The sequence below is a fragment of the Paraburkholderia flava genome, from assembly GCF_004359985.1.
GTDB classification, from domain to species: Bacteria; Pseudomonadota; Gammaproteobacteria; order Burkholderiales; family Burkholderiaceae; genus Paraburkholderia; species Paraburkholderia flava.
Genome location: NZ_SMRO01000001.1, coordinates 486,559 through 504,699 on the forward strand (window position 1 = coordinate 486,559; position 18,141 = coordinate 504,699).

Annotated in this window: 20 protein-coding genes; 1 reads left to right on the forward strand and 19 read right to left on the reverse strand. The window is 63.4% G+C overall.

Going from position 1 to position 18,141, the window contains the following annotated elements; all coding sequences use genetic code 11:
• Positions 1–35: 35 nt before the first annotated feature.
• The 4 genes from E1748_RS02120 to E1748_RS02135 form a co-directional block, all read right to left on the reverse strand.
• The gene (locus tag E1748_RS02120) at positions 36–1,331 is read right to left on the reverse strand and encodes a dicarboxylate/amino acid:cation symporter (protein ID WP_133645496.1); all 1,296 of its coding nucleotides are present in this window, start codon (positions 1,329–1,331) and stop codon (positions 36–38) included.
• A gap of 122 nt (positions 1,332–1,453) precedes the next feature.
• Positions 1,454–2,068 (reverse strand): 3-isopropylmalate dehydratase small subunit, encoded by a 615-nt coding sequence (gene leuD / locus E1748_RS02125; protein WP_133645497.1) that lies wholly within the window; start codon positions 2,066–2,068, stop codon positions 1,454–1,456.
• Complete coding sequence (leuC, locus tag E1748_RS02130) at positions 2,065–3,483, reverse strand: 3-isopropylmalate dehydratase large subunit (protein ID WP_133645498.1); 1,419 nt, start codon at positions 3,481–3,483, stop codon at positions 2,065–2,067. Before leuC ends, leuD begins: the two co-directional genes overlap by 4 nt.
• A 6-nt stretch (positions 3,484–3,489) precedes the next feature.
• Entirely contained in the window at positions 3,490–4,368 is an 879-nt protein-coding gene (locus E1748_RS02135; protein ID WP_133645499.1) for an alpha/beta fold hydrolase, read from the reverse strand.
• Between the two features lie 128 nt (positions 4,369–4,496).
• On the opposite strand from E1748_RS02135, the gene E1748_RS02140 reads away from it, so the two are divergent.
• Complete coding sequence (locus E1748_RS02140) at positions 4,497–5,423, forward strand: LysR family transcriptional regulator (RefSeq protein ID WP_133645500.1); 927 nt, start codon at positions 4,497–4,499, stop codon at positions 5,421–5,423.
• On the opposite strand, the gene E1748_RS02145 is transcribed toward E1748_RS02140, so the two are convergent.
• From E1748_RS02145 to kduD, 15 genes are all read right to left on the reverse strand, one after another.
• A complete protein-coding gene (locus E1748_RS02145) occupies positions 5,398–5,793 on the reverse strand; it encodes a hypothetical protein (RefSeq protein WP_133645501.1) in 396 nt (131 codons plus the stop codon). The genes E1748_RS02140 and E1748_RS02145 overlap by 26 nt on opposite strands.
• A 42-nt stretch (positions 5,794–5,835) precedes the next feature.
• Positions 5,836–6,144 (reverse strand): hypothetical protein, encoded by a 309-nt coding sequence (locus tag E1748_RS02150; RefSeq protein WP_133645502.1) that lies wholly within the window; start codon positions 6,142–6,144, stop codon positions 5,836–5,838.
• A gap of 122 nt (positions 6,145–6,266) precedes the next feature.
• Entirely contained in the window at positions 6,267–6,968 is a 702-nt protein-coding gene (locus E1748_RS02155; protein WP_133645503.1) for a GntR family transcriptional regulator, read from the reverse strand.
• Positions 6,969–6,974: 6 nt separating this feature from the next.
• Positions 6,975–8,063 (reverse strand): ABC transporter ATP-binding protein, encoded by a 1,089-nt coding sequence (locus E1748_RS02160; protein WP_133645504.1) that lies wholly within the window; start codon positions 8,061–8,063, stop codon positions 6,975–6,977.
• Between the two features lie 11 nt (positions 8,064–8,074).
• Positions 8,075–8,878 (reverse strand): ABC transporter permease, encoded by an 804-nt coding sequence (locus E1748_RS02165; RefSeq protein WP_133645505.1) that lies wholly within the window; start codon positions 8,876–8,878, stop codon positions 8,075–8,077.
• A gap of 1 nt (position 8,879) precedes the next feature.
• Positions 8,880–9,761 (reverse strand): ABC transporter permease, encoded by an 882-nt coding sequence (locus tag E1748_RS02170; RefSeq protein WP_133645506.1) that lies wholly within the window; start codon positions 9,759–9,761, stop codon positions 8,880–8,882.
• Positions 9,762–9,805: 44 nt separating this feature from the next.
• Positions 9,806–10,840 carry an ABC transporter substrate-binding protein gene (locus E1748_RS02175; RefSeq protein WP_133645507.1) on the reverse strand — a complete coding sequence of 345 codons (1,035 nt, stop codon included), beginning with the start codon at positions 10,838–10,840 and terminating at the stop codon, positions 9,806–9,808.
• Positions 10,841–10,923: 83 nt separating this feature from the next.
• The gene (locus E1748_RS02180; RefSeq protein WP_133645508.1) at positions 10,924–11,238 is read right to left on the reverse strand and encodes an NIPSNAP family protein; all 315 of its coding nucleotides are present in this window, start codon (positions 11,236–11,238) and stop codon (positions 10,924–10,926) included.
• A gap of 36 nt (positions 11,239–11,274) precedes the next feature.
• Positions 11,275–12,747 (reverse strand): aldehyde dehydrogenase, encoded by a 1,473-nt coding sequence (locus E1748_RS02185; protein WP_133645509.1) that lies wholly within the window; start codon positions 12,745–12,747, stop codon positions 11,275–11,277.
• Positions 12,748–12,773: 26 nt separating this feature from the next.
• The gene (locus tag E1748_RS02190) at positions 12,774–13,817 is read right to left on the reverse strand and encodes an LLM class flavin-dependent oxidoreductase (protein ID WP_133645510.1); all 1,044 of its coding nucleotides are present in this window, start codon (positions 13,815–13,817) and stop codon (positions 12,774–12,776) included.
• A gap of 35 nt (positions 13,818–13,852) precedes the next feature.
• A complete protein-coding gene (locus E1748_RS02195; protein WP_133645511.1) occupies positions 13,853–14,815 on the reverse strand; it encodes a flavin reductase family protein in 963 nt (320 codons plus the stop codon).
• Positions 14,808–15,680, reverse strand: a complete 873-nt coding sequence (locus E1748_RS02200) for an alpha/beta fold hydrolase (RefSeq protein ID WP_133645512.1) — start codon at positions 15,678–15,680, stop codon at positions 14,808–14,810. Before E1748_RS02200 ends, E1748_RS02195 begins: the two co-directional genes overlap by 8 nt.
• On the reverse strand, positions 15,677–16,264 hold the full coding sequence (locus tag E1748_RS02205; protein WP_133645513.1) for an amino acid synthesis family protein: 588 nt from the start codon (positions 16,262–16,264) through the stop codon (positions 15,677–15,679). The genes E1748_RS02200 and E1748_RS02205 overlap by 4 nt, the downstream gene beginning before the upstream one ends.
• A gap of 231 nt (positions 16,265–16,495) precedes the next feature.
• Entirely contained in the window at positions 16,496–17,173 is a 678-nt protein-coding gene (locus E1748_RS02210) for a GntR family transcriptional regulator (protein WP_133645514.1), read from the reverse strand.
• A gap of 185 nt (positions 17,174–17,358) precedes the next feature.
• Entirely contained in the window at positions 17,359–18,141 is a 783-nt protein-coding gene (kduD, locus tag E1748_RS02215; protein WP_276324019.1) for a 2-dehydro-3-deoxy-D-gluconate 5-dehydrogenase KduD, read from the reverse strand.

Genomic DNA, 18,141 nt, shown 5'->3' on the forward strand with positions numbered 1-18,141 from the left:
CTAAAGCGAGCCTGCCGAATCTCCAAACCCCACCATCAAACCCTGTCCATCGAAGCCTCACGTCGCACCCGCCGCTCATCCCCCAACGCCGCCGCCAGCTTCACCCGATCAAGCCCACCCTCCCACGCCGACACCACAATCGTCGCTACCCCATTCCCGACGATATTGGTCAACGCCCTGCATTCCGACATAAACCGATCGATGCCGAGAATCAGCACCATCGCGCTGACCGGCACGGTCGGCACGACCGACAGGCTCGCCGCGAGCGTGATGAAGCCCGCGCCCGTCACGCCCGTCGATCCCTTCGAGGTCAGCATCGTCACCAGCAGCAACGTGATTTCCTGCGCGAACGACAGATGCGTATTGGTCGCCTGCGCGAGAAACAGCACGGCGAGCGTCATGTAGATGTTGGTGCCGTCGAGATTGAACGAGTAGCCAGTCGGCACGACGAGTCCCACGACACCGCGCGGGCAACCCAGGCGTTCGAGCTTGTCCATCAGTTGCGGTAACGCGGCTTCGGACGTCGACGTGCCGAGCACGATCAGCAGCTCGTCGCGGATATAGGCGAGGAAGCGCCACAAACTGAACCCGCACAGCCGCGCGACGATGCCGAGCACGACCGCCACGAACAGAAACGCGGTGAGATAGAACGTACCGACCAGCTTCAGCATCGGCAGCAGCGACACGATCCCGTAGCGGCCGATCGTGAAAGCCATCGCGCCCAGTGCGCCGATCGGCGCGAGACTCGTGACCATCCGGACGATGCGAAAGAACGTCTTCGACAGCGTCTCGACCAGCTGCGTGACCGGCGCGGCGGGTTCGCCCATCAAGGCCAGCGCGGTACCGAACAGGATCGCAATCAACAGCACGGGCAGGATATCGCCCTGAACCAGCGCGCCGAGAAACGTGTCGGGTATCGCATGGGTGATGAATCCCGCGATGCCGTCGCCATGCGCGGCCTGCGCCGCGTAACCGGACACGGCGCGTGCATCGAGCGTCGACGGATCGACGTTGAAGCCTTTGCCAGGCTCGAGCACGTGTGCGGCGAGCAAGCCGATCGCGAGCGCGAGTGTCGACGCCGCTTCGAAATAAAGCAGCGCCTTGCCGCCGACGCGCCCCACCTTCTTCATGTCCTGCATCCCGGCGATCCCGGTCACGACCGTGCAAAAAATGACCGGCCCGATGATCATCCGCACCAGCTTGATAAACAGATCGCCGAGCGGCTTCAATGCGACCGCGTCCTGCGGGACGAAATGGCCGAGCAGTACGCCGACAACGATGGCAGCCAGCACCTGCACGTAGAGAATCCTGTAGAACGGCACGCGTTTCATGTGTCTCCTCCTTCTTCAAGGCAAAGGGGTGCCCTTCCCTTCTTCGATCGGAAGGGAATCGGCGGGTTAAAACAGGGAGGTCGCAGTGACGTCTGATGCGTCACGTGCGACGGTTGTCGCGGTTACATCACCTGCGCCCAGGGATGCCGCGCAAAATGCTGCTGCTCGAACGCTTCGATCGCGTCAACGGAGCCCAGCGTCAGATCGACGGTATCCATGCCTTCGATCACCATGCGCTTATGCCGCGCGCCGATCGGATACGCGTAACGTTCGCCCGCTGCGGACTGCACGGTCTGTTCGTCGAGATCGATCGAGATTGCTGTGCCTGGCGTTTCGATGGCAGCGCGCATCAACGCATCGATTGCATCGCGCTCCAGCTGCACGAGCAGCAGACGGTTATTCATCGCGTTCGAATAGAAAATTTCCGCGAAGCTCGGCGCAATCACCGCCTGAAAACCGTATTGCTGGAGTCCCCACACGGCGTGCTCGCGGCTTGACCCGCAACCGAAATTCGAACCGCCGATCAGAATCTTCGCGCCCGCATACGCGCTCTGATTAAGCACGCAATCCGCACGCGACGCACCATGCTCGTCGAAGCGCAGGTCGTACAGCAGACCATCGGCGAGACCGGCCTTGTCGATGATGCGCAGGAACTGCTTCGGCATGATCTGGTCGGTGTCGAGGTTATCGATCGGCAACGGCGCAGCGGTGCCTTGAATCGTCGTGAGTCGCGTCATGGTGCAGTGGCCTCCAGCGTGCGGACATCGGTGATGCAGCCGGTGATCGCGGCGGCGGCGGCCATCGCGGGACTCATCAGATGCGTGCGGCCGCCGCGTCCCTGGCGGCCTTCGAAATTGCGGTTGGTAGTGGACGCGCAGCGCTCCCCGGCATCGAGCACGTCGTCGTTCATCGCGAGGCACATCGAGCAGCCCGGCTCGCGCCACTCGAAGCCTGCGTCGATCAGCGTCTTCGCGATGCCTTCCTGTTCGGCCGCGCGGCGCACGCTGCCCGAGCCCGGCACGACCATCGCGCGTACGTTGGCTGCGACGCGTCGACCTTTCACGAGCGCGGCCACGGTACGCAGATCCTCGATGCGCCCGTTGGTGCACGAGCCGATGAACACGCGATCGATACGCGTACCGGCGATCGGCCGGTTAGCATCGAGTCCCATGTAGTCGAGTGCGCGACGCAGCGACGCGGCGGCTTCGGGCGTCGTTTGCGCGGCTTCGTCGGGAATCGGCTGATCGATTGCGACGGCCTGATCGGGGCTTGTGCCCCACGTGACGAACGGCGCGATGTTGCGCGCGTCGAAGCGGTGCTCGGCGTCGAAGTGCACGTCTGCGTCGGAATGAAGGTCGCGCCAGTCTTCGAGCGCAGCCTGCCATTGCGTAGCATCGAGCGAAGGCGTATGGGCGCGCACGTAGTCGAAGGTAGTCGCATCCGGCGCAATCAGCGCGGCGCGCGCGCCAGCTTCGACGGTCATGTTGCACAACGTCATGCGAGCCTCGGCCGACAGCGATGCGATCGTCGTCCCCGCAAACTCCACTGCGTAACCGCGTGCGCCCTGCGCGCCGATCTGGCTGATGATCCAGATCACGACATCCTTCGACGCTGTGCCGTACGGCAACGCCCCATCGATCGTGATGCGCATGGTCTGCGCGAGCCGGTACACCAGCGTTTGCGTCGCGAGCACGTGCTCGACTTCCGACGTACCGATGCCGAACCCCAATGCACCGAGCGCGCCGTACGTCGTCGTATGGCTGTCGCCGCACAGCACGACCATGCCGGGACGGATCAGCCCGAGTTCCGGCGCGACGATATGCTCGACGCCTTGCAGCGGATCGTTCGCGGCAAAGAGCCGGATGCCCGCGCGTTCGCAGTTGCGCGCGAGGTTCTGCGCCTGCAACAGCGACGCTGCGTCGCGAATCACGCGTGGCGACTCCGCGTGCGTGGGGATGATGTGGCTCACGACGGCAAGCTGCTGCCGCGGACGCCGCACGGTACGTCCGCGTGCATCGAGCGCGCTGAACGCCTGCGGACTCGTGTACTCGTTCATCAGATGCAGATCGGCGTACAGCAGCACGTTATGCTCGTCGATACTCGACACCGTGTGCGAATCGACGAGCTTCTGATAGAGGGTTCGACTGGACATCGCGGTTTACTCGCTGAGAAAAGGCAGCACGCGTTCGAGCAATAGCTCCGGTGCTTCTTCGGGAATGTAGTGACCGCACGGCAGCGCTTCACCCTGCACGTCCGGCGCGTACGCGCGCCATTCGGCAAGCGGATCGAAGCATTGTTCGATCACACCCTGCGCGCCCCACAACGCGACGAACGGACAGCGGATGTGTCGCTGCGAAGCGAGCGTCGCGCGATCGTGTTCGAGGTCGATCGTCACGCTCGCGCGGTAGTCCTCGCAGATGCCGTGTGCGGTCTCCGGATCGGACAGGCAACGCAGATATTCCGCGTAAGCCGCCGACGTGAACGGCGCGAGACCCGCGCTGCGCGCACCGATCGTCTGCTTCAGATAGAGATCGGGGTCCGCGCGAATCAATGTCTCCGGAAACGGCGCCGGACGCACCAGCATGAACCAGTGCCAATAGGCACGCGCGAAGTCGAACGAGGTCTGTTCGTACATCGCGAGCGTCGGTGCGACGTCGAGCGTCACGAGACGCGTCACGGCATCCGGATGATCGAGTGCCATGCGCGCCGCGACGCGTCCGCCCCGGTCGTGACCGATCACCGCGAAGGTGTCGTGGCCGAGACCGCGCATCAGTTCGATCTGATCGAGCGCCATGCGGCGCTTCGCGTAATTCGCGTGATCGGCTGCGCCTTGTGGCTTGCCGCTGTCGCCGTAGCCACGCAAATCGGCGGCGATCACCGTGAAGTGTTCGGCGAGCGTTGGCGCAACCTTGTGCCAGATCGCGTGCGTTTGCGGATGCCCGTGCAACAGCAGCAGCGCAGGACCACGTCCGCCCTGAATCGCGTGAATACGGATGCCGTCGACGGTCGCCGACACGTTCCTGAAACCTTCGAACATGGTTGTCTCCTGATCGTGATTCGAGTCTAATTGATGAATCCTGAGATTTGGTTTCCTGAAAAGCATTCCAGCCGTAACTTTAAGGAACGAATCAGCGAAGGAACCTGCGGAGAACAAGGAGCACAAAGATGGACGGTTTCTCGGACCTGAGCCTGTTCGCGCTCGTCGCGCGGCATCGGAACCTAGCAGCAGCCGCGCGCGAACTGGGCGTGACGCCGCCTGCGGTCAGCAAGCGGCTCGCGCAACTGGAGCGGCGCCTCGGCGTGCGTTTGATGAACCGCACGACGCGGCGTCTGAGCCTCACGCCGGAAGGCGAGCTTTTCCTGTCTGACGGGTCGCGCATTCTGGACGATCTATCGGAGCTCGAGCATCGGGTCACGCAAAGCCGTGGCGAACCGACGGGCGTGCTGCGCGTGAATGCATCGTTTGGATTTGGACGGGCGCGCATCGCGCCGGCGGTGTCGGAATTCGTCGCGCGCTATCCGGCGATGAAAATCCTGCTGCATCTGACGGACCGGCCAGTGAGTCTTCAGGACGAAGGCTTCGATCTCGGCATTCGTTTCGGCGAAGTGCCGGACGCGCGTATCAACGCGCGGCTGCTGCTCGCAAACAGACGATGGGTGTGCGCGTCGCCTGACTACGTCAGACAGCACGGCAAGCCTTCCGTGCCGCACGATCTGACAAAGCACGCATGCATCGTGCTGCGCGAGAACGAGTCGGCTTACGGGACATGGCACCTGTCTCGCGGCAAACGCACGGAGACGGTGAAGGTCGATGGTGCGTTGTCCAGCAACGACGGCGGCGTCGTGCTGCAATGGGCACTAGAAGGTCGCGGGATTGTCGTGCGGTCGCAGTGGGAGATCGAAGAACATCTCGCACGCGGCGAACTCGTGCGACTGCTGACCGAGTGGACATTGCCCGACGCCGACATCCACGCGATCTATCTGGAGCGCAATCAGCTGTCGGTCAAACTGAGGACGTTTGTCGATTTTCTTGGAGAGTACCTTGCGCGGTCCGGCACAGGCGCCGCTAATCGATCCGTTCCCGGTCCCTGAACCATCCGCCGATCAACAGACCCACCACGATGACTCGCGCAACAACATTCAACAGTATCGAAGAACTCTCGCCCTCGGCGACGGCCATCACTCCCGCTGCGCCGGCCGCGACATGCATGACAACGAGCGAATACACAGCGATCCTTACCCCATCACGCGACGCCCATAACGCCAGACTCGCCAGCACACAAAATCCCATCTCGCCCGCAGCAAGCAGATACGCGATAAAAAATTGAGCCTTGTAAACCGGTATGCCGACAGCGCCGGGAATGGCGCCGGGCATGACCACAAGAACAATCGCAGCGGCGCACGTGGCAATCGCGTTGATCAGCAACGCCACGCGCAACAGACCCGGACGGAGAGAGGCCATGAGATTTCTTCCTGGGTTCCTGTCGTCAAGCGGGTGCGAACACTATTCGCGCTGACGGATAGGATAAGAATCCGGTCGAACGAGCACAAGATTTGCCGCAGACGGCAGCAGCGCGACCGACGTGGTCCGCGTTCGCGCATTGATTTCTTCTTCCGACAGATCATGAACCTCGCGCTGTCCACCCCACACCTGTGCGCACAGCGGACGAGGGTCATCGGGATGCGGTGCGTCCCACGCAATCTCAAGCGAATCACCGGCTGGAAATTCCAGGACGACCGAATCCGCCGCAAGCGGGATCAGTTGTCCCGACGCATCCTTGATGTAGGCCTTGATCTGTTTCGAATCACTCATATTTTCCTTCCACGGGTGTGACGAGAACGGGCAAAGCGCCTCGGCCGACGATTATGCAACCGATCAACCGGCTCCGGTTTCGTCGATCGGCAACGCCAGCCCGACTCGGTCAGATGCCCCTCTCACCCCGCCCGCCTCACCACCCCCGTCTCACTCCCCAGCAACCCACGCGCAATCTCTGCGACCCGCTCGACATGCGCGGTCGCCGCATCGCGTGCCGCGACCGGCTCATGCGCGCGAATCGCCGCGAGTATCTGCCGCATTTCCTGCACCGCCTGACGTCCGCGATCGTCGGATGCGATCGTCATTGCTCGAAGCCGGTTGATCCGCGCGGTCAGCGACTGCACGATCTCCCACGCGACCTTTTTCTCGCCGCCGATAAACATGTGCTCATAGAAAGCGGTCGTGAATTCGCGAACGGCCTGATGGTCCTGCGCGTCGAACGCGCGCTGGATCCTGTCGATGCACGACTCGAGTTCCATCACGATGTTCTCATCGGCACGCTGTGCGCAGGCCATCGCGGCCTCGCCCTCCAGCAACGCGCGTATCTCGTAGATTTCCGCTGCGGTATCTCCTTCGAGAATCGCGACGATCGGCCCTTGATTCGGCAGCGACTCGACCAGCCCTTCCGTTTCCAGATGGCGCAGTACTTCGCGCACGATGGTCCGGCTCACGCCGAGTTCCTCGCAGAGCGCGCGTTCGACCAGCCTGTCGCCCGGCATAAAATGCGCGTCCAGAATGGCGGCACGCATCTTCTGCAGCACGAGATCGCGCAACGTGGTCGTGGGGCGCTCGACCTTGAGCGACGTCAACGGGGAAGACATCGTCGTCTAGCCTTGCGCAAAAAGACGCACGTCGCGCGCATCCCAGTCGACGAGCGCATGCGTGCCGACGACGAGCCCGCTGTCCCGATGCGCGCCTGCCGGCATCCGCACCGAGATTTCCTGCTGCCACGGCGTCGCCACCGCATAGTGCATCGCGTCGCCGAGATAGGTGATGTCGCGCACGGTCACCGGCAGACCCGCCGCACCGTCGGCCGCCCCGAGCGCGCGAATGCGCATCTGCTCGGGGCGCACCATCAACGTCCCTTCATCGCCGACCGCCAGCGATGGATTGCCCGCCGTCGCGACAGGCTGCCCGCTCGGGAACACGCCACTCGATTCGGTCGCACTGCTCGCGGTCACGCGCACCGGCAGGAAGTTCGAGTTACCGATGAAGTTCGCGACGAACCGCGACGCCGGATTCGAATACAGCTCCTCGCCGGTGCCGCATTGCTCGATGCGTCCTTTGTTGAATACGGCGATGCGATCCGACAGACGCAACGCCTCTTCCTGGTCATGTGTGACGTACAGGATCGTCACGCCCGTCTCCTGATGAATCCGGCGCAGTTCGAGCTGGATCTCTTCGCGTAGCTTCTTGTCGAGTGCGGAGAGCGGTTCGTCCATCAACAGCACCGGCGGATCGTAGGCGAGTGCACGCGCGATCGCCACGCGCTGCTGCTGTCCACCGGACAACTGCGCGGGCATCCGGTCGCGCAGTTCGGAAAGATGCAGGAGCGCGAGCATCTTCCCGACCTTCTGCTTGACCTCCGCATCGGGGCGACGACGCACGCGCAGCGGGAACGCGACGTTCTCGCCCACGGTGAGATGCGGAAACAGCGTGTAGCGCTGGAACACCATGCCGATGTTGCGTTTGTTCGGCGCGACCGACAGCAGCGGCTTGCCGTCGAGCAGCACGCGTCCTTCGGTCGGCGCCTGGAAGCCCGCGACGATATAGAGCGTCGTGCTTTTTCCCGAACCCGACGGTCCGAGGAAAGTCATGAACTCGCCCTTCTTGATGTCGAGCGTGACGTTGTCGATCGCGACGACATCGTCGTAGGTTTTGCGCAGCCGTTGAATCTGCAGGAAGGTGGAAGTCATGGATCGTTACCTCATTTCACGGGACGGGGGCGGCGCATCACCGCAACCGCGAGCATCAGGAAAGCAGTCAACATGACGAGCATCGAAGATGCCGCTGCGACGACGGGCGTCAGGTCCTGACGCAACGTCGACCAGATGCGCACGGGCAACGTCTGCAACGTCGGGCTCGCCATGAAGATCGACACGACGACTTCGTCCCACGACGCAAGGAACGAAAAAATCGCGGCGGCGAAAATGCCGAGCTGAATGGCCGGCAGCGTCACGCGCAGCTTCACCGCCAGCGGCGACGCACCGCAGATCAGCGCGGCATCCTCGAGCGACGTATCGAAGCTCGCGAGCGAATTGCTGATCGAGATGATCGAGAACGGTAGCGCGATGATCAGATGGCCGATCACGAAGCCGGTCGTCGTGCCGTTCAGGCCGACGCGCAACGTGAACGCGTACAGCGCGACAGCCAGCACGACGACGGGCAGCACCATCGGCGCGAGAAAGAACGCCTGCAGTGCGCCCCGGCCGCGAAACTTGCCGCGTACCAGCGCAAGCGACGCGAGAAAGCCGATCGACACCGACAACACCGTGACGATGACGGCGAGCTTCGCGCTCGTCAGCAGCGAATCGATCCAGCCGGGATCGGTGAACAGCTGGCGATACCACTCCAGCGTCCAGCCCGGCGGCGGAAAGATCAGCCACTGCGAGTCGCCGAACGACAGCGCGACGATAAACAGGATCGGCAGCAGCAGGAAAAACCCCACCGCGCAGCCGACGGCGATCAGCACCCAGCGGAACGCCCCCAGACGATCGAAATCGAGCAGCATGTCAGCGTCCTCCGAGACCGGTCCGCACACCGCCGGTGAAGCGCAGCTGCAGCATGAACAGCACGAGCGTCACCGCGAGTAGCACGAACGCAGCCGCGCCTGCGAGGCCCCAGTTCAGCATGCTCTGCACGAGCTGCGCGATCAGTTCCGCGAGCATCATGTACGACGGACCACCGAGCAGCGCGGGCGTGACGAAGTAGCCGAGCGCCATCACGAACACCATCAGCGCACCCGATGCAACCCCGGGCATCGCGAGCGGCACGAGCACGCGCCAGAATGCCTGCCAGCGGCTCGCGCCGCAGACCGCCGCCGCGCGCAACGTCGACGGATCGATGCTGCGTAGCGTCGCGTGCAGCGGCATCACGAGAAACGGCAGCATGATGTACGTCATGCCGATCGTCACGCCGACGAGGTTGTTGACCAGATTAAGCGGCTCGCTGATGATGCCGAGCGACATCAGCACGCGATTGATCGGACCGGTCTGCTGCAACAGCACCATCCACGCGAACGTGCGGGCGAGCAGATTGGTCCACATCGACAGCAGAAGAATGGCGAACAGCAGCGAACTCACCTTGCGCGGCGCGATGGCCAGCAGCCACGCCGTCGGAAAGCCGATCACCACCGTCACCGCCGTCACGACGCTAGCCACCAGAAACGTGTTGCCGAACACCTTCAGGTAGGTCGTCGAGCCGAGTAGTTCGGCGTAGTTCTGCAGGCCGGGCGTCGGCTCCAGAATGCTACGCAGCAGCAGCGACAGCACCGGCAGCACGAAGAAAATCGCGAGCAGCAGCAACGCCGGCGCGAGCAGGCGAACGCGGTGCCAGTCGGGTTTGCGTCGCGCTTTCGCTGCGGGCGGCGCGACGGTACTGAGAACATTCGGCATGGTGACTCCCGATCCAGACTGTGTTGCCGGCAGCGCCGACGTCCCTACTTCGACTGCCATGCGTACCAGCGCTTCGCGATTGCGTCGCGGTTGTCGGCCCAGTACTTCATGTCGAGGTCGATCTGCGAGGTCTTGTGCTGATCCGGCAATGTCTTCGCGACGTCAGCCGGCATCAGCGACGGCGATTTGACGTTGACCGGCGCGTAGCCCGTCTCGATCGCGAACTTCGCCTGCGCCTGTGCGCTCGTCGCGGCGGCGAGAAACTTCATCGCTTCGGCCTTGTGCTTCGAGCCCTTCGGAATCACGAGCATGTCGGCGGCGGTCAGGTTCTGGTTCCACGAAATGCCGACCGGTACGCCGGTTTGCGCAAGCGCATGCAGGCGACCGTTCCAGAACATGCCGATCGGCGCTTCGCCGGACGCGAGCAACTGCTGCGACTGCGCACCGCCGCTCCACCAGACGATGTCGCTCTTGATCGTGTCGAGCTTCTTGAACGCGCGATCGAGGTCGAGCGGATAGAGCTTGTTCGGCGGCACGCCGTCCGCGAGCAGCGCGATTTCGAGCACGCCCGGCGCGGACCATTTATAGAACGTGCGCTTGCCGGGAAATTTTTTGGTGTCGAAAAGATCGGACCAGTTCGCCGGTTGCGCGCTCGCATACTTGGCCTTGTTGTAGCCGAGCACGAACGAGTAGTAGAAGCTACCTACCGCGGACGGCGTCGCGAAGCGCGGATCGAGTTCGTCTTTCTTGACGACGCTGTAGTCGATCGGCTCGATGAGCCCGGCTTTCTGCGCGGTGTACGCGAAATCGCCTTCCACGTCGACGACGTCCCACGTCACGTTGCCGCTATCGACCATCGCCTTCAACTTGCCGTAGTCGGTCGGGCCGTCCATCAGCACGTTGATGCCGCTCGCCTGGGTGAACGGCTGCGCCCAGTTTTTCTGCTGTGACGCCTGGGTTGTACCGCCCCAACTGGTGAATACGATGGTGTCGGCCGCGCTGGCGAGCGTGCTCCATCCACACGCGACGCTCACCACACTCACCGCGATCGCCGATGCTGCGAAGGTTCTGCTGTTCATGCTGTGTCTCCTGCCATCTTTGATATGAAAAGCCACGTTCGGCTATGCGATGCCAGCCGTTTTATTGAAGCCATCTAAGCCACCTAAGCCAGCGGCGAAAAACTCGTCGGCCGCATGATCTTGTTTTCCATCTCTTCCATCAGTGCCTGAATCTTCGGTGCGAACGCCTGCCACGCCGGATCGTTAGCAAGCGCCGCGCGACGGCGATCGCGTTCGTCGAGCGACGGATAAGCCCAGATGTGCACGATCTGGTTCAGCGGCCCGATCTCCGAGTAGAAGTAGCCGACCAGCTGCTCGAGGTATTTCCGCTGCAGCGCGATCCCCTCCTCCTCGACGAGCTTCAGATAAGCAGGGACAGCGCCCGTCTTGATGCGGTAAGTGCGGATCTCGTAGTACATGGGCTCCTCGTTGGGCAGGTGTTTCAGAACGCCGATTCAACGCATCACGAACGGGTCGGCGATCGGTTCATCGGAAGTTCGAATCCAGACGGATTTCGTGCGGGTGTATTCCAGCGCCGCATCGAGACCGCCTTCGCGACCGGTGCCGCTCCACCCGTAACCGCCGAACGGCACGATCGGCGACACTGCCCGGTAGGTATTCACCCAGACGATGCCCGCGTGCAACGCACGCGTGAGCCGATGCGCTCGCGTCAGGTTGCTCGTGAAGACGCCGGATGCAAGTCCATAACGCGTGTCGTTCGCGAGCGCGATCGCGTCCGCTTCGGTATCGAACGACACGACGCTCAGCACCGGGCCGAACAGTTCGTCGTTAACGCTGGGCACGTGCGGATGCGGACAATCGACGATGGTCGGCAGAAAGTAGAGGCCGCCCTTCATGCCGTCCGGTTGCGTGCCGCCGGTGACGATTTTTGCCCCTGCATCTACGCTGGCTCGCAACACACGTTCGATGTGTTCAAGCTGCCGACGTGTCGCGAGCGGACCCATTTCCGTTGCCATATCCTGCGGATCGCCGATACGGATCGCGCGGGCTTTCTCGACGAGACGCTCGACGAACGCATCGTGCAGGCCACGCTGCACGATGAGCCGCGAACCCGCGACACAGCTTTGCCCGGTCGCCGCGAAGATGCCTGCGACGACCGCATTGCATGCGCTGTCGATATCGGCGTCATCGAATACCAGCACCGGCGATTTGCCGCCGAGTTCCAGCGACGTCGCCGCGAGGTTTTCCGCCGAATTGCGTACCACGTGACGTGCCGTTTCCGGTCCACCCGTGAACGCGATTTTCGACACGAGCGGATGACTCGTCAGCGTGCGCCCGCAGTCGTCGCCGAAACCGGTCACGATGTTGACGACGCCTTTCGGAAATCCAGCTTCGTCGACGAGCCGCGCGAATTCGAGCAACGGCGCCGGTCCGTCCTCGGAAGCCTTGAGGACAATCGTGCATCCGGCAGCGAGCGCCGGCCCGATCTTCACCGCCGATAAAAACAGCTGCGAATTCCACGGCACGATGCCGGCCACCACGCCGACCGGTTCGCGCCGCAACGTGACTTCCATGTCGGGTTTATCGACCGGCAGCCACGCGCCCTGGATCTTGTCGGCAAGCCCCGCGTAGTAGCGGTAGTACTCCGCGACGTAGCCGATCTGCGCACGCGTTTCGCGGATGATCTTGCCGGTGTCGCGTGTTTCGAGTTCGGCGAGACGCGGCGCGTGTTGTGCAACCAGATCCGCGAGCCGGTGCAGCAGCTTGCCGCGCGCGCTCGCGGTGAGACCGGCCCACGACGGATCGTCGAACGCGCGATGCGCAGCGCGCACTGCGCGATCCACGTCGTCCGCACTCGCGCGCGGCATCTGCGCCCAGACCTCGCCGCTCGACGGATCGATGCTGTCGAAGTGCGCATGTCCGTCCTCGAAAGCGCCGTCGATGTACTGCTGGAACCGCTGCACCATGTCAGCCTCTCATGCGGTGGGTAAGCTCAGTGCCTGTCGAAAGCCGGCATCACCTTGTCGATGAACAATTCCAGCGACTTGCGCTTGCGCTCGAAGCTCATGTGACTGTCGAGCCAGAAACTGTACTGGTCGTAGCCGAGTTCCTCGTAGTGCTTCAGCCGCGCGATCACATCGGCCGCCTCGCCAACCACCAGGTTCTTGCGAATCGATTCCGGCGAGTACTGCGGAAACATCTCGACGTCGGCATCCGTCAGCGGTTCGATGAAGCCCTGCTGAATCGGCCGCTCGTTCTTGAACCACTTGCTGAAGTAGCGATAGAAGCGCGCGAGATCGTAGACCGCCGCGTCCACTTCCGCAGCATCCGCACCGACGAACGTGTGCATCAGCATCATCACCTGCGGACGCGGCACGTCCGGATGCGCGGCGCACGCGGCGTTGAAGCGCTCCATCAGATTTACGACCTCGGCATCGCCGGCAGCCAGCGACGTCACCTGCACGTTGCAGCCGTTCGCCACCGCAAACGCATGCGAATTCGGATCGCGTGCGGCGAGCCAGATCGGCGGATGCGGCGCCTGCACCGGACGCGGCACGGGCGTCGTCGTGGGCCACGACCAGAACTCGCCCTGATGCGCGTAGTCGCCCGCGAACAGCTTGCGCAACGCGGGCACCAGTTCGCGCATCCGCGCACCGGCGCTCATCGCGTCGAGACCCGGCAGCAAACGCTCGTATTCGAACGAGTACGCGCCGCGCGCGACGCCGAGATCGAGCCGTCCATTGCTCGCGACGTCGACCATGCCGGCCTCGCCCGCGAGCGCCACCGGATGCCAGAACGGCGCGATGACCGTGCCGGTGCCGAGGCGAATCTTCGTGGTCTTCGCCGCGAGGTACGACAGATTGAGGAACGGATTCGGCGCGATCGTGAATTCCATCGCGTGATGCTCGCCGATCCACGCGGTCTCGAAACCGCCGCGCTCGGCGATCTGCACGAGTTCGGTCAACTGGTCGAACAGCTCGCGGTGCGACGTCTGCGTGTCGTACCGCTCCATATGCAGAAACAGCGAAAACTTCATGATGTGTGGCTCCGGTGACGGGTTCAGTGCGCGGTTCAGTGCGACAGCGCGAGCGACTGCACGGTGCCCGCTGCCATATCGCCGACGTAGATGCCGAACGCGTCCTCGCTGCGTTCGCGCACGTAGCGCTGCAGCATCGAACGCACGGCGTCGTCCTGCAGACGCTCCCACGGAATGTCCGCGAGCGGCACGACGCGAACCGACGCGGCCAGGGACGCTGAACCGTTGTCGATCACGCGGCCGCGATAGTAGACATGCGTGCCCGGCTGGCTGCTGTCGCCGTCGAACACCGCGAACAGGAAGTCGAGATGCGCGTCGACGCCGAGTTTCGCGAGCACGCCGCGCAGACTCTCCGGATCGCTGGCCGGTTCGAGCTTGACGCCGCCCGGCAATGCGAGGCCTTGCGGCGTATCGAGCAGCACGAGTCCGTTCTGATGTTCGAGAATCGCACCGACCCGCGCGCGCGAACCAGCGGCGGCCAGTGCGTCCTGCGTCAGACTGAAGTTCACGTAAGCGCCACGGCAATAGCCGAGCGGCGACGAAGTCGTGTGCACAAAATCGACCACGCGTCCGATCAGGATGATGTGGTCGCCTGCATCGACGACCTCGTGCGTGCGGCAATCGAAGCTCGCCGCCGCGCCGTTCATCAACGGCGCGCCCGTGATGCGAACGTGCCATTCGACCTGCGCGAACTTGTCGGCGGCCTTGGACGCGAATACGCCCGACACCGATTTCTGATCTTCCGCGAGCACGCTCACCGCGAAGTGATCCGTTTGCGAAAACACCGCGTGGCTCGACGCGGTCTTCGCGATGCACACCAGGATCAGCGCAGGGTCGAGCGACACCGACGTGAACGAATTCGCCGTGAAGCCGCGCGGCGAACCGTCCGGCTGGATCGTCGTGACAACCGTCACGCCCGTGACGAATGCGCCGAGCGCGCGGCGGAATTCCGCTGCATCCAGCGGGCGTTCCACAGATTCTTTTATCGGGTCAGTCATGACGTGCTCCTGTAGCTGATTCGTGAACCGCGCGCGTCGTCGATGCGTCCGTCAGGAACGCGACCAGCCGCTCGTTGACGCGAACCGGATCGGTAACGTTCATCATATGGCGCGCCCCAGCGATGATTTCGGCGCGGCCGTCGGGTACTGCGACCGCCATTGCCTCCGACATCGCCGGGCTCGAATTCGGATCGTGTTCGCCGGTCAGGAACAGCGCGGGCATCGCAAGCTCGCCGAGCCTTCCAACGTGCGCGCGATCCGCGCTCGCAAACAACCGGTAAGTCCGCGCGTAACCGGACGGATTCACCGTCCGCAGCAGTTGCCGCAGATCGTGCGCGGCCTGTTCGAGATGGCCCGGAACCGGCTCGCCGAACCAGCGCTCTATCGTCACGTCGACGCCGGCATCCGCAGACGTTTCGTCGAGCGTGTTCGCGCGGCTCATCACCGCTGATCGCTGTTCGCTCGAGCGGTCGTAGACAGCGTTCAGCGCCGCGACGCTCAGCGTGCGCGCCGGATGCGACAGTGCGAACTCGAGTGCGACGAGCGCCCCCATCGAGTGGCCGACCACATGCACGCGATCAATGTTCAATGCGTCGAGCAGAGTCTCGACCTGTGCCGCGTATTCGGCCAGCGACGGCTGCGCGCCCGGCAATGCGCTTTCGCCGTGACCCAGCATGTCGAGCGCCAGTACCTGGAACCGTTCGGTCAACGCATCGACCTGCGGCGCCCACACGCTGTGATTCATGCCGACGCCGTGGATCAGAAGCACCGTCTCATCGCGCTGACCTGCCCGCGCCGCGTAGAGGGCATATCGCGTACCGCCCACCGTGCCGCCCGAAACGAGCCGGCTTGCCTCCGGCTTCAAGATCCCTGCTCCTGCAGATCCTTCAGATCCTGGTAGCGATCGCCGATCCGGTGATGCGGACGGCCGCCGATCGACGCGCCCAACGCAATGACGAGCTCGTCCGGCGCGGGCGCATCGACGATCGAGAACTGCACCGTCAGATAGTGCGAGCGCATGCCTTCGTCGTGCTTGTGCATCAGCGGAATCGTGATCGGGCAGTTCGGTCCGCCACGCAGATTGGTGAAGCTCAGATAGCTCTTCGCGCCGACCGCGTTGCGGAAGTGATTCCCGAACCGCAGCGTATGGATCAGCGCGGACGCGTGCTCGATTTCGCCCGAAGTCCCGACGATCGCCGCTTTACCGTAGCCCTCGACTGCGTCGCCTGAGCCGGCGATGCGGAGGATTTCTGCGGTCAGCATCTCGCCCAATTGCGGCGCTAGTGCGTGGATTTCGGGCTTGAGATCTTCGACGAAGCCCCGACCCGCCCACGGATTGCGAAGCACCGCTGCCGCCCCGAACAGCTTCAACGGCCGCGCCGCGGCCTTCTCACCCTCGATGCGGGTCTCCTCGATGAAGGTCACCAGCTTGCGCACTTCCAGGCTCATACCGTTCTCCTTAGGCCAGTCGTTTGATGGGTTACGAGATTATGGTATTCCATATTATTCACTTCGATACGCAGGTTGTATTATGGAATACCATGATGTGCGCAGACGACGAGCCGGCACGCTTCTGGCGGTATCGGGGACAAGGAAACGGGCAAATCCAGCCGCGCGCTGGACGAAAAAAAACCGCCTCACGGGCGGTTTATCGGGATGGCAGGAGGCCTGGAGTACAGGCTAGGTCGACTCTTCCAGGCGGCCGAGCGCCTCCTGCGCCAGTTGCGATACGCGTCGAATATGGGCCACCGATGCATCGAACGCAGCGGTACCATCCTTGCGCTCGATCGCCGCGAGCAGCGTATTCATCTCGCGATTCGACTCCTCCCCGCGTCCGGTCGACGCAATGGTCAACGCTCGAAGCCGGTTGATCCGCGTGTTCAACGTGCGCACCACCGCGAGCGCGACCGCCTTCTGCGCCCCTTCGAACATCGTCTCGTAGAACACTTCGGTCTGCGCGAGCACGTCGGCGAATGCGTCTTTGGCGAACGCGGTTTCGATCTTGCGGCGAATGTCGCGCAGTTTCTCGATCACCTCGGGCGTGGCTTTTTCCGCGCACGCGCGCGCGGCATTTGCTTCGAGCAGGCCGCGCAGTTCGTAGATTTCGCTGACTTGCGCGGGATCGAGTCGCGCGACGATCGGGCCTTGCCGAGCGACGATCTCGACGAGCCCTTCCGTTTCGAGATGGCGCAACACCTCACGTACCACCGTCCGGCTCACGCCGAGTTCGTCGCACAACGTACGTTCGACGAGCCGCGCGCCCGGGCGAAAGTAGCCTTGCACGATGGCTTCACGGAGCTTCTCGAGCGTCAACTCTCTCAGCGTCTTGGCGTTTCGATCGATTTTCAGGTCTGACATGGAAGGGCTTCGAACACAGGACGACCGGATCGCGCATCGCCCGAAAGGGATCACGCATTATTGCCGATCGTCGGGTGGTTGTGGGAAGGCCCCATGCATCACGACGCGCGCGGCGTGAGAGTACTGGTGCGATTGAGCGGTTGAGGCGGCACATTGCGTGCCGCTGCGATCGACTAAAAGCGAACCTACCGCGCGAGCCATCCCCCATCGACGGCGAGCGTATGTCCATGCACATAGTCCGAAGCGGACGACGCAAGAAACACCACCGGCCCCGCGAGATCGTCAGGTGCGCCCCAACGTCCTGCAGGAATCCGCGCGACGATCTCGTCGTTGCGCTGCGCATCCGCACGCAGCTGATCGGTGTTGCGCGTCTCCATGTAGCCCGGCGCGATCGCGTTGACGTTGATCCCGCGCGCGGCCCATTCGTTCGCGAGCAATCGCGTGAGCCCGAGCACACCACTCTTCGACGCGGTGTACGACGGCACACGAATGCCGCCCTGGAACGACAGCATCGACGCGATGTTGATGATCTTGCCGCCGCTACCCTGCGCGACGAACTGCCGTGCGACTGCCTGCGACAGAAAGAACACTGTCTTCAGATTCACGCCGATCACAGCGTCCCAATCGGCCTCGGTGAAATCGAGTGCATCGTTGCGACGGATTGTGCCTGCGTTGTTCACGAGCACGTCGATGCGGCCGAATGCGTCGACGGCCTCGCGCACGATCCGCTCGACCGGCTCGATACTCGACAGATCCGCGCGCACGTCCACGCAGCGCCGGCCGAGATCGCGCACGATGCCCGGCGTGTCGCCCGGCCCGCTGTGATGCACGCCGACGATATCGCAGCCCGCAGCCGCGAGCGCCTGCGCCATCGCGGCGCCCAGCCCCGTGTTGCTGCCGGTGACGAGCGCGACCTTGCCGCTCAGATCGAAGAAACGCGCCATGTTCGGTGTTTCGTGGATCATCAT

What these genes read in the sequence shown, in the direction of transcription:
- leuD (WP_133645497.1), bottom strand. Translation starts at nt 2,068, where the DNA reads ATGACGCGACTCACGACGATTCAAGGCACCGCTGCGCCGTTGCCGATC.
- kduD (WP_276324019.1), bottom strand. Translation starts at nt 18,141, where the DNA reads ATGATGATCCACGAAACACCGAACATGGCGCGTTTCTTCGATCTGAGC.
- E1748_RS02150 (WP_133645502.1), bottom strand. Translation starts at nt 6,144, where the DNA reads ATGAGTGATTCGAAACAGATCAAGGCCTACATCAAGGATGCGTCGGGA.
- E1748_RS02135 (WP_133645499.1), bottom strand. Translation starts at nt 4,368, where the DNA reads ATGTTCGAAGGTTTCAGGAACGTGTCGGCGACCGTCGACGGCATCCGT.
- E1748_RS02175 (WP_133645507.1), bottom strand. Translation starts at nt 10,840, where the DNA reads ATGAACAGCAGAACCTTCGCAGCATCGGCGATCGCGGTGAGTGTGGTG.
- E1748_RS02165 (WP_133645505.1), bottom strand. Translation starts at nt 8,878, where the DNA reads ATGCTGCTCGATTTCGATCGTCTGGGGGCGTTCCGCTGGGTGCTGATC.
- E1748_RS02155 (WP_133645503.1), bottom strand. Translation starts at nt 6,968, where the DNA reads ATGTCTTCCCCGTTGACGTCGCTCAAGGTCGAGCGCCCCACGACCACG.
- E1748_RS02195 (WP_133645511.1), bottom strand. Translation starts at nt 14,815, where the DNA reads ATGACTGACCCGATAAAAGAATCTGTGGAACGCCCGCTGGATGCAGCG.
- E1748_RS02185 (WP_133645509.1), bottom strand. Translation starts at nt 12,747, where the DNA reads ATGGTGCAGCGGTTCCAGCAGTACATCGACGGCGCTTTCGAGGACGGA.
- E1748_RS02190 (WP_133645510.1), bottom strand. Translation starts at nt 13,817, where the DNA reads ATGAAGTTTTCGCTGTTTCTGCATATGGAGCGGTACGACACGCAGACG.
- E1748_RS02145 (WP_133645501.1), bottom strand. Translation starts at nt 5,793, where the DNA reads ATGGCCTCTCTCCGTCCGGGTCTGTTGCGCGTGGCGTTGCTGATCAAC.
- E1748_RS02170 (WP_133645506.1), bottom strand. Translation starts at nt 9,761, where the DNA reads ATGCCGAATGTTCTCAGTACCGTCGCGCCGCCCGCAGCGAAAGCGCGA.
- E1748_RS02120 (WP_133645496.1), bottom strand. Translation starts at nt 1,331, where the DNA reads ATGAAACGCGTGCCGTTCTACAGGATTCTCTACGTGCAGGTGCTGGCT.
- E1748_RS02205 (WP_133645513.1), bottom strand. Translation starts at nt 16,264, where the DNA reads ATGAGCCTGGAAGTGCGCAAGCTGGTGACCTTCATCGAGGAGACCCGC.
- E1748_RS02160 (WP_133645504.1), bottom strand. Translation starts at nt 8,063, where the DNA reads ATGACTTCCACCTTCCTGCAGATTCAACGGCTGCGCAAAACCTACGAC.
- E1748_RS02210 (WP_133645514.1), bottom strand. Translation starts at nt 17,173, where the DNA reads ATGTCAGACCTGAAAATCGATCGAAACGCCAAGACGCTGAGAGAGTTG.
- E1748_RS02180 (WP_133645508.1), bottom strand. Translation starts at nt 11,238, where the DNA reads ATGTACTACGAGATCCGCACTTACCGCATCAAGACGGGCGCTGTCCCT.
- E1748_RS02140 (WP_133645500.1), top strand. Translation starts at nt 4,497, where the DNA reads ATGGACGGTTTCTCGGACCTGAGCCTGTTCGCGCTCGTCGCGCGGCAT.
- leuC (WP_133645498.1), bottom strand. Translation starts at nt 3,483, where the DNA reads ATGTCCAGTCGAACCCTCTATCAGAAGCTCGTCGATTCGCACACGGTG.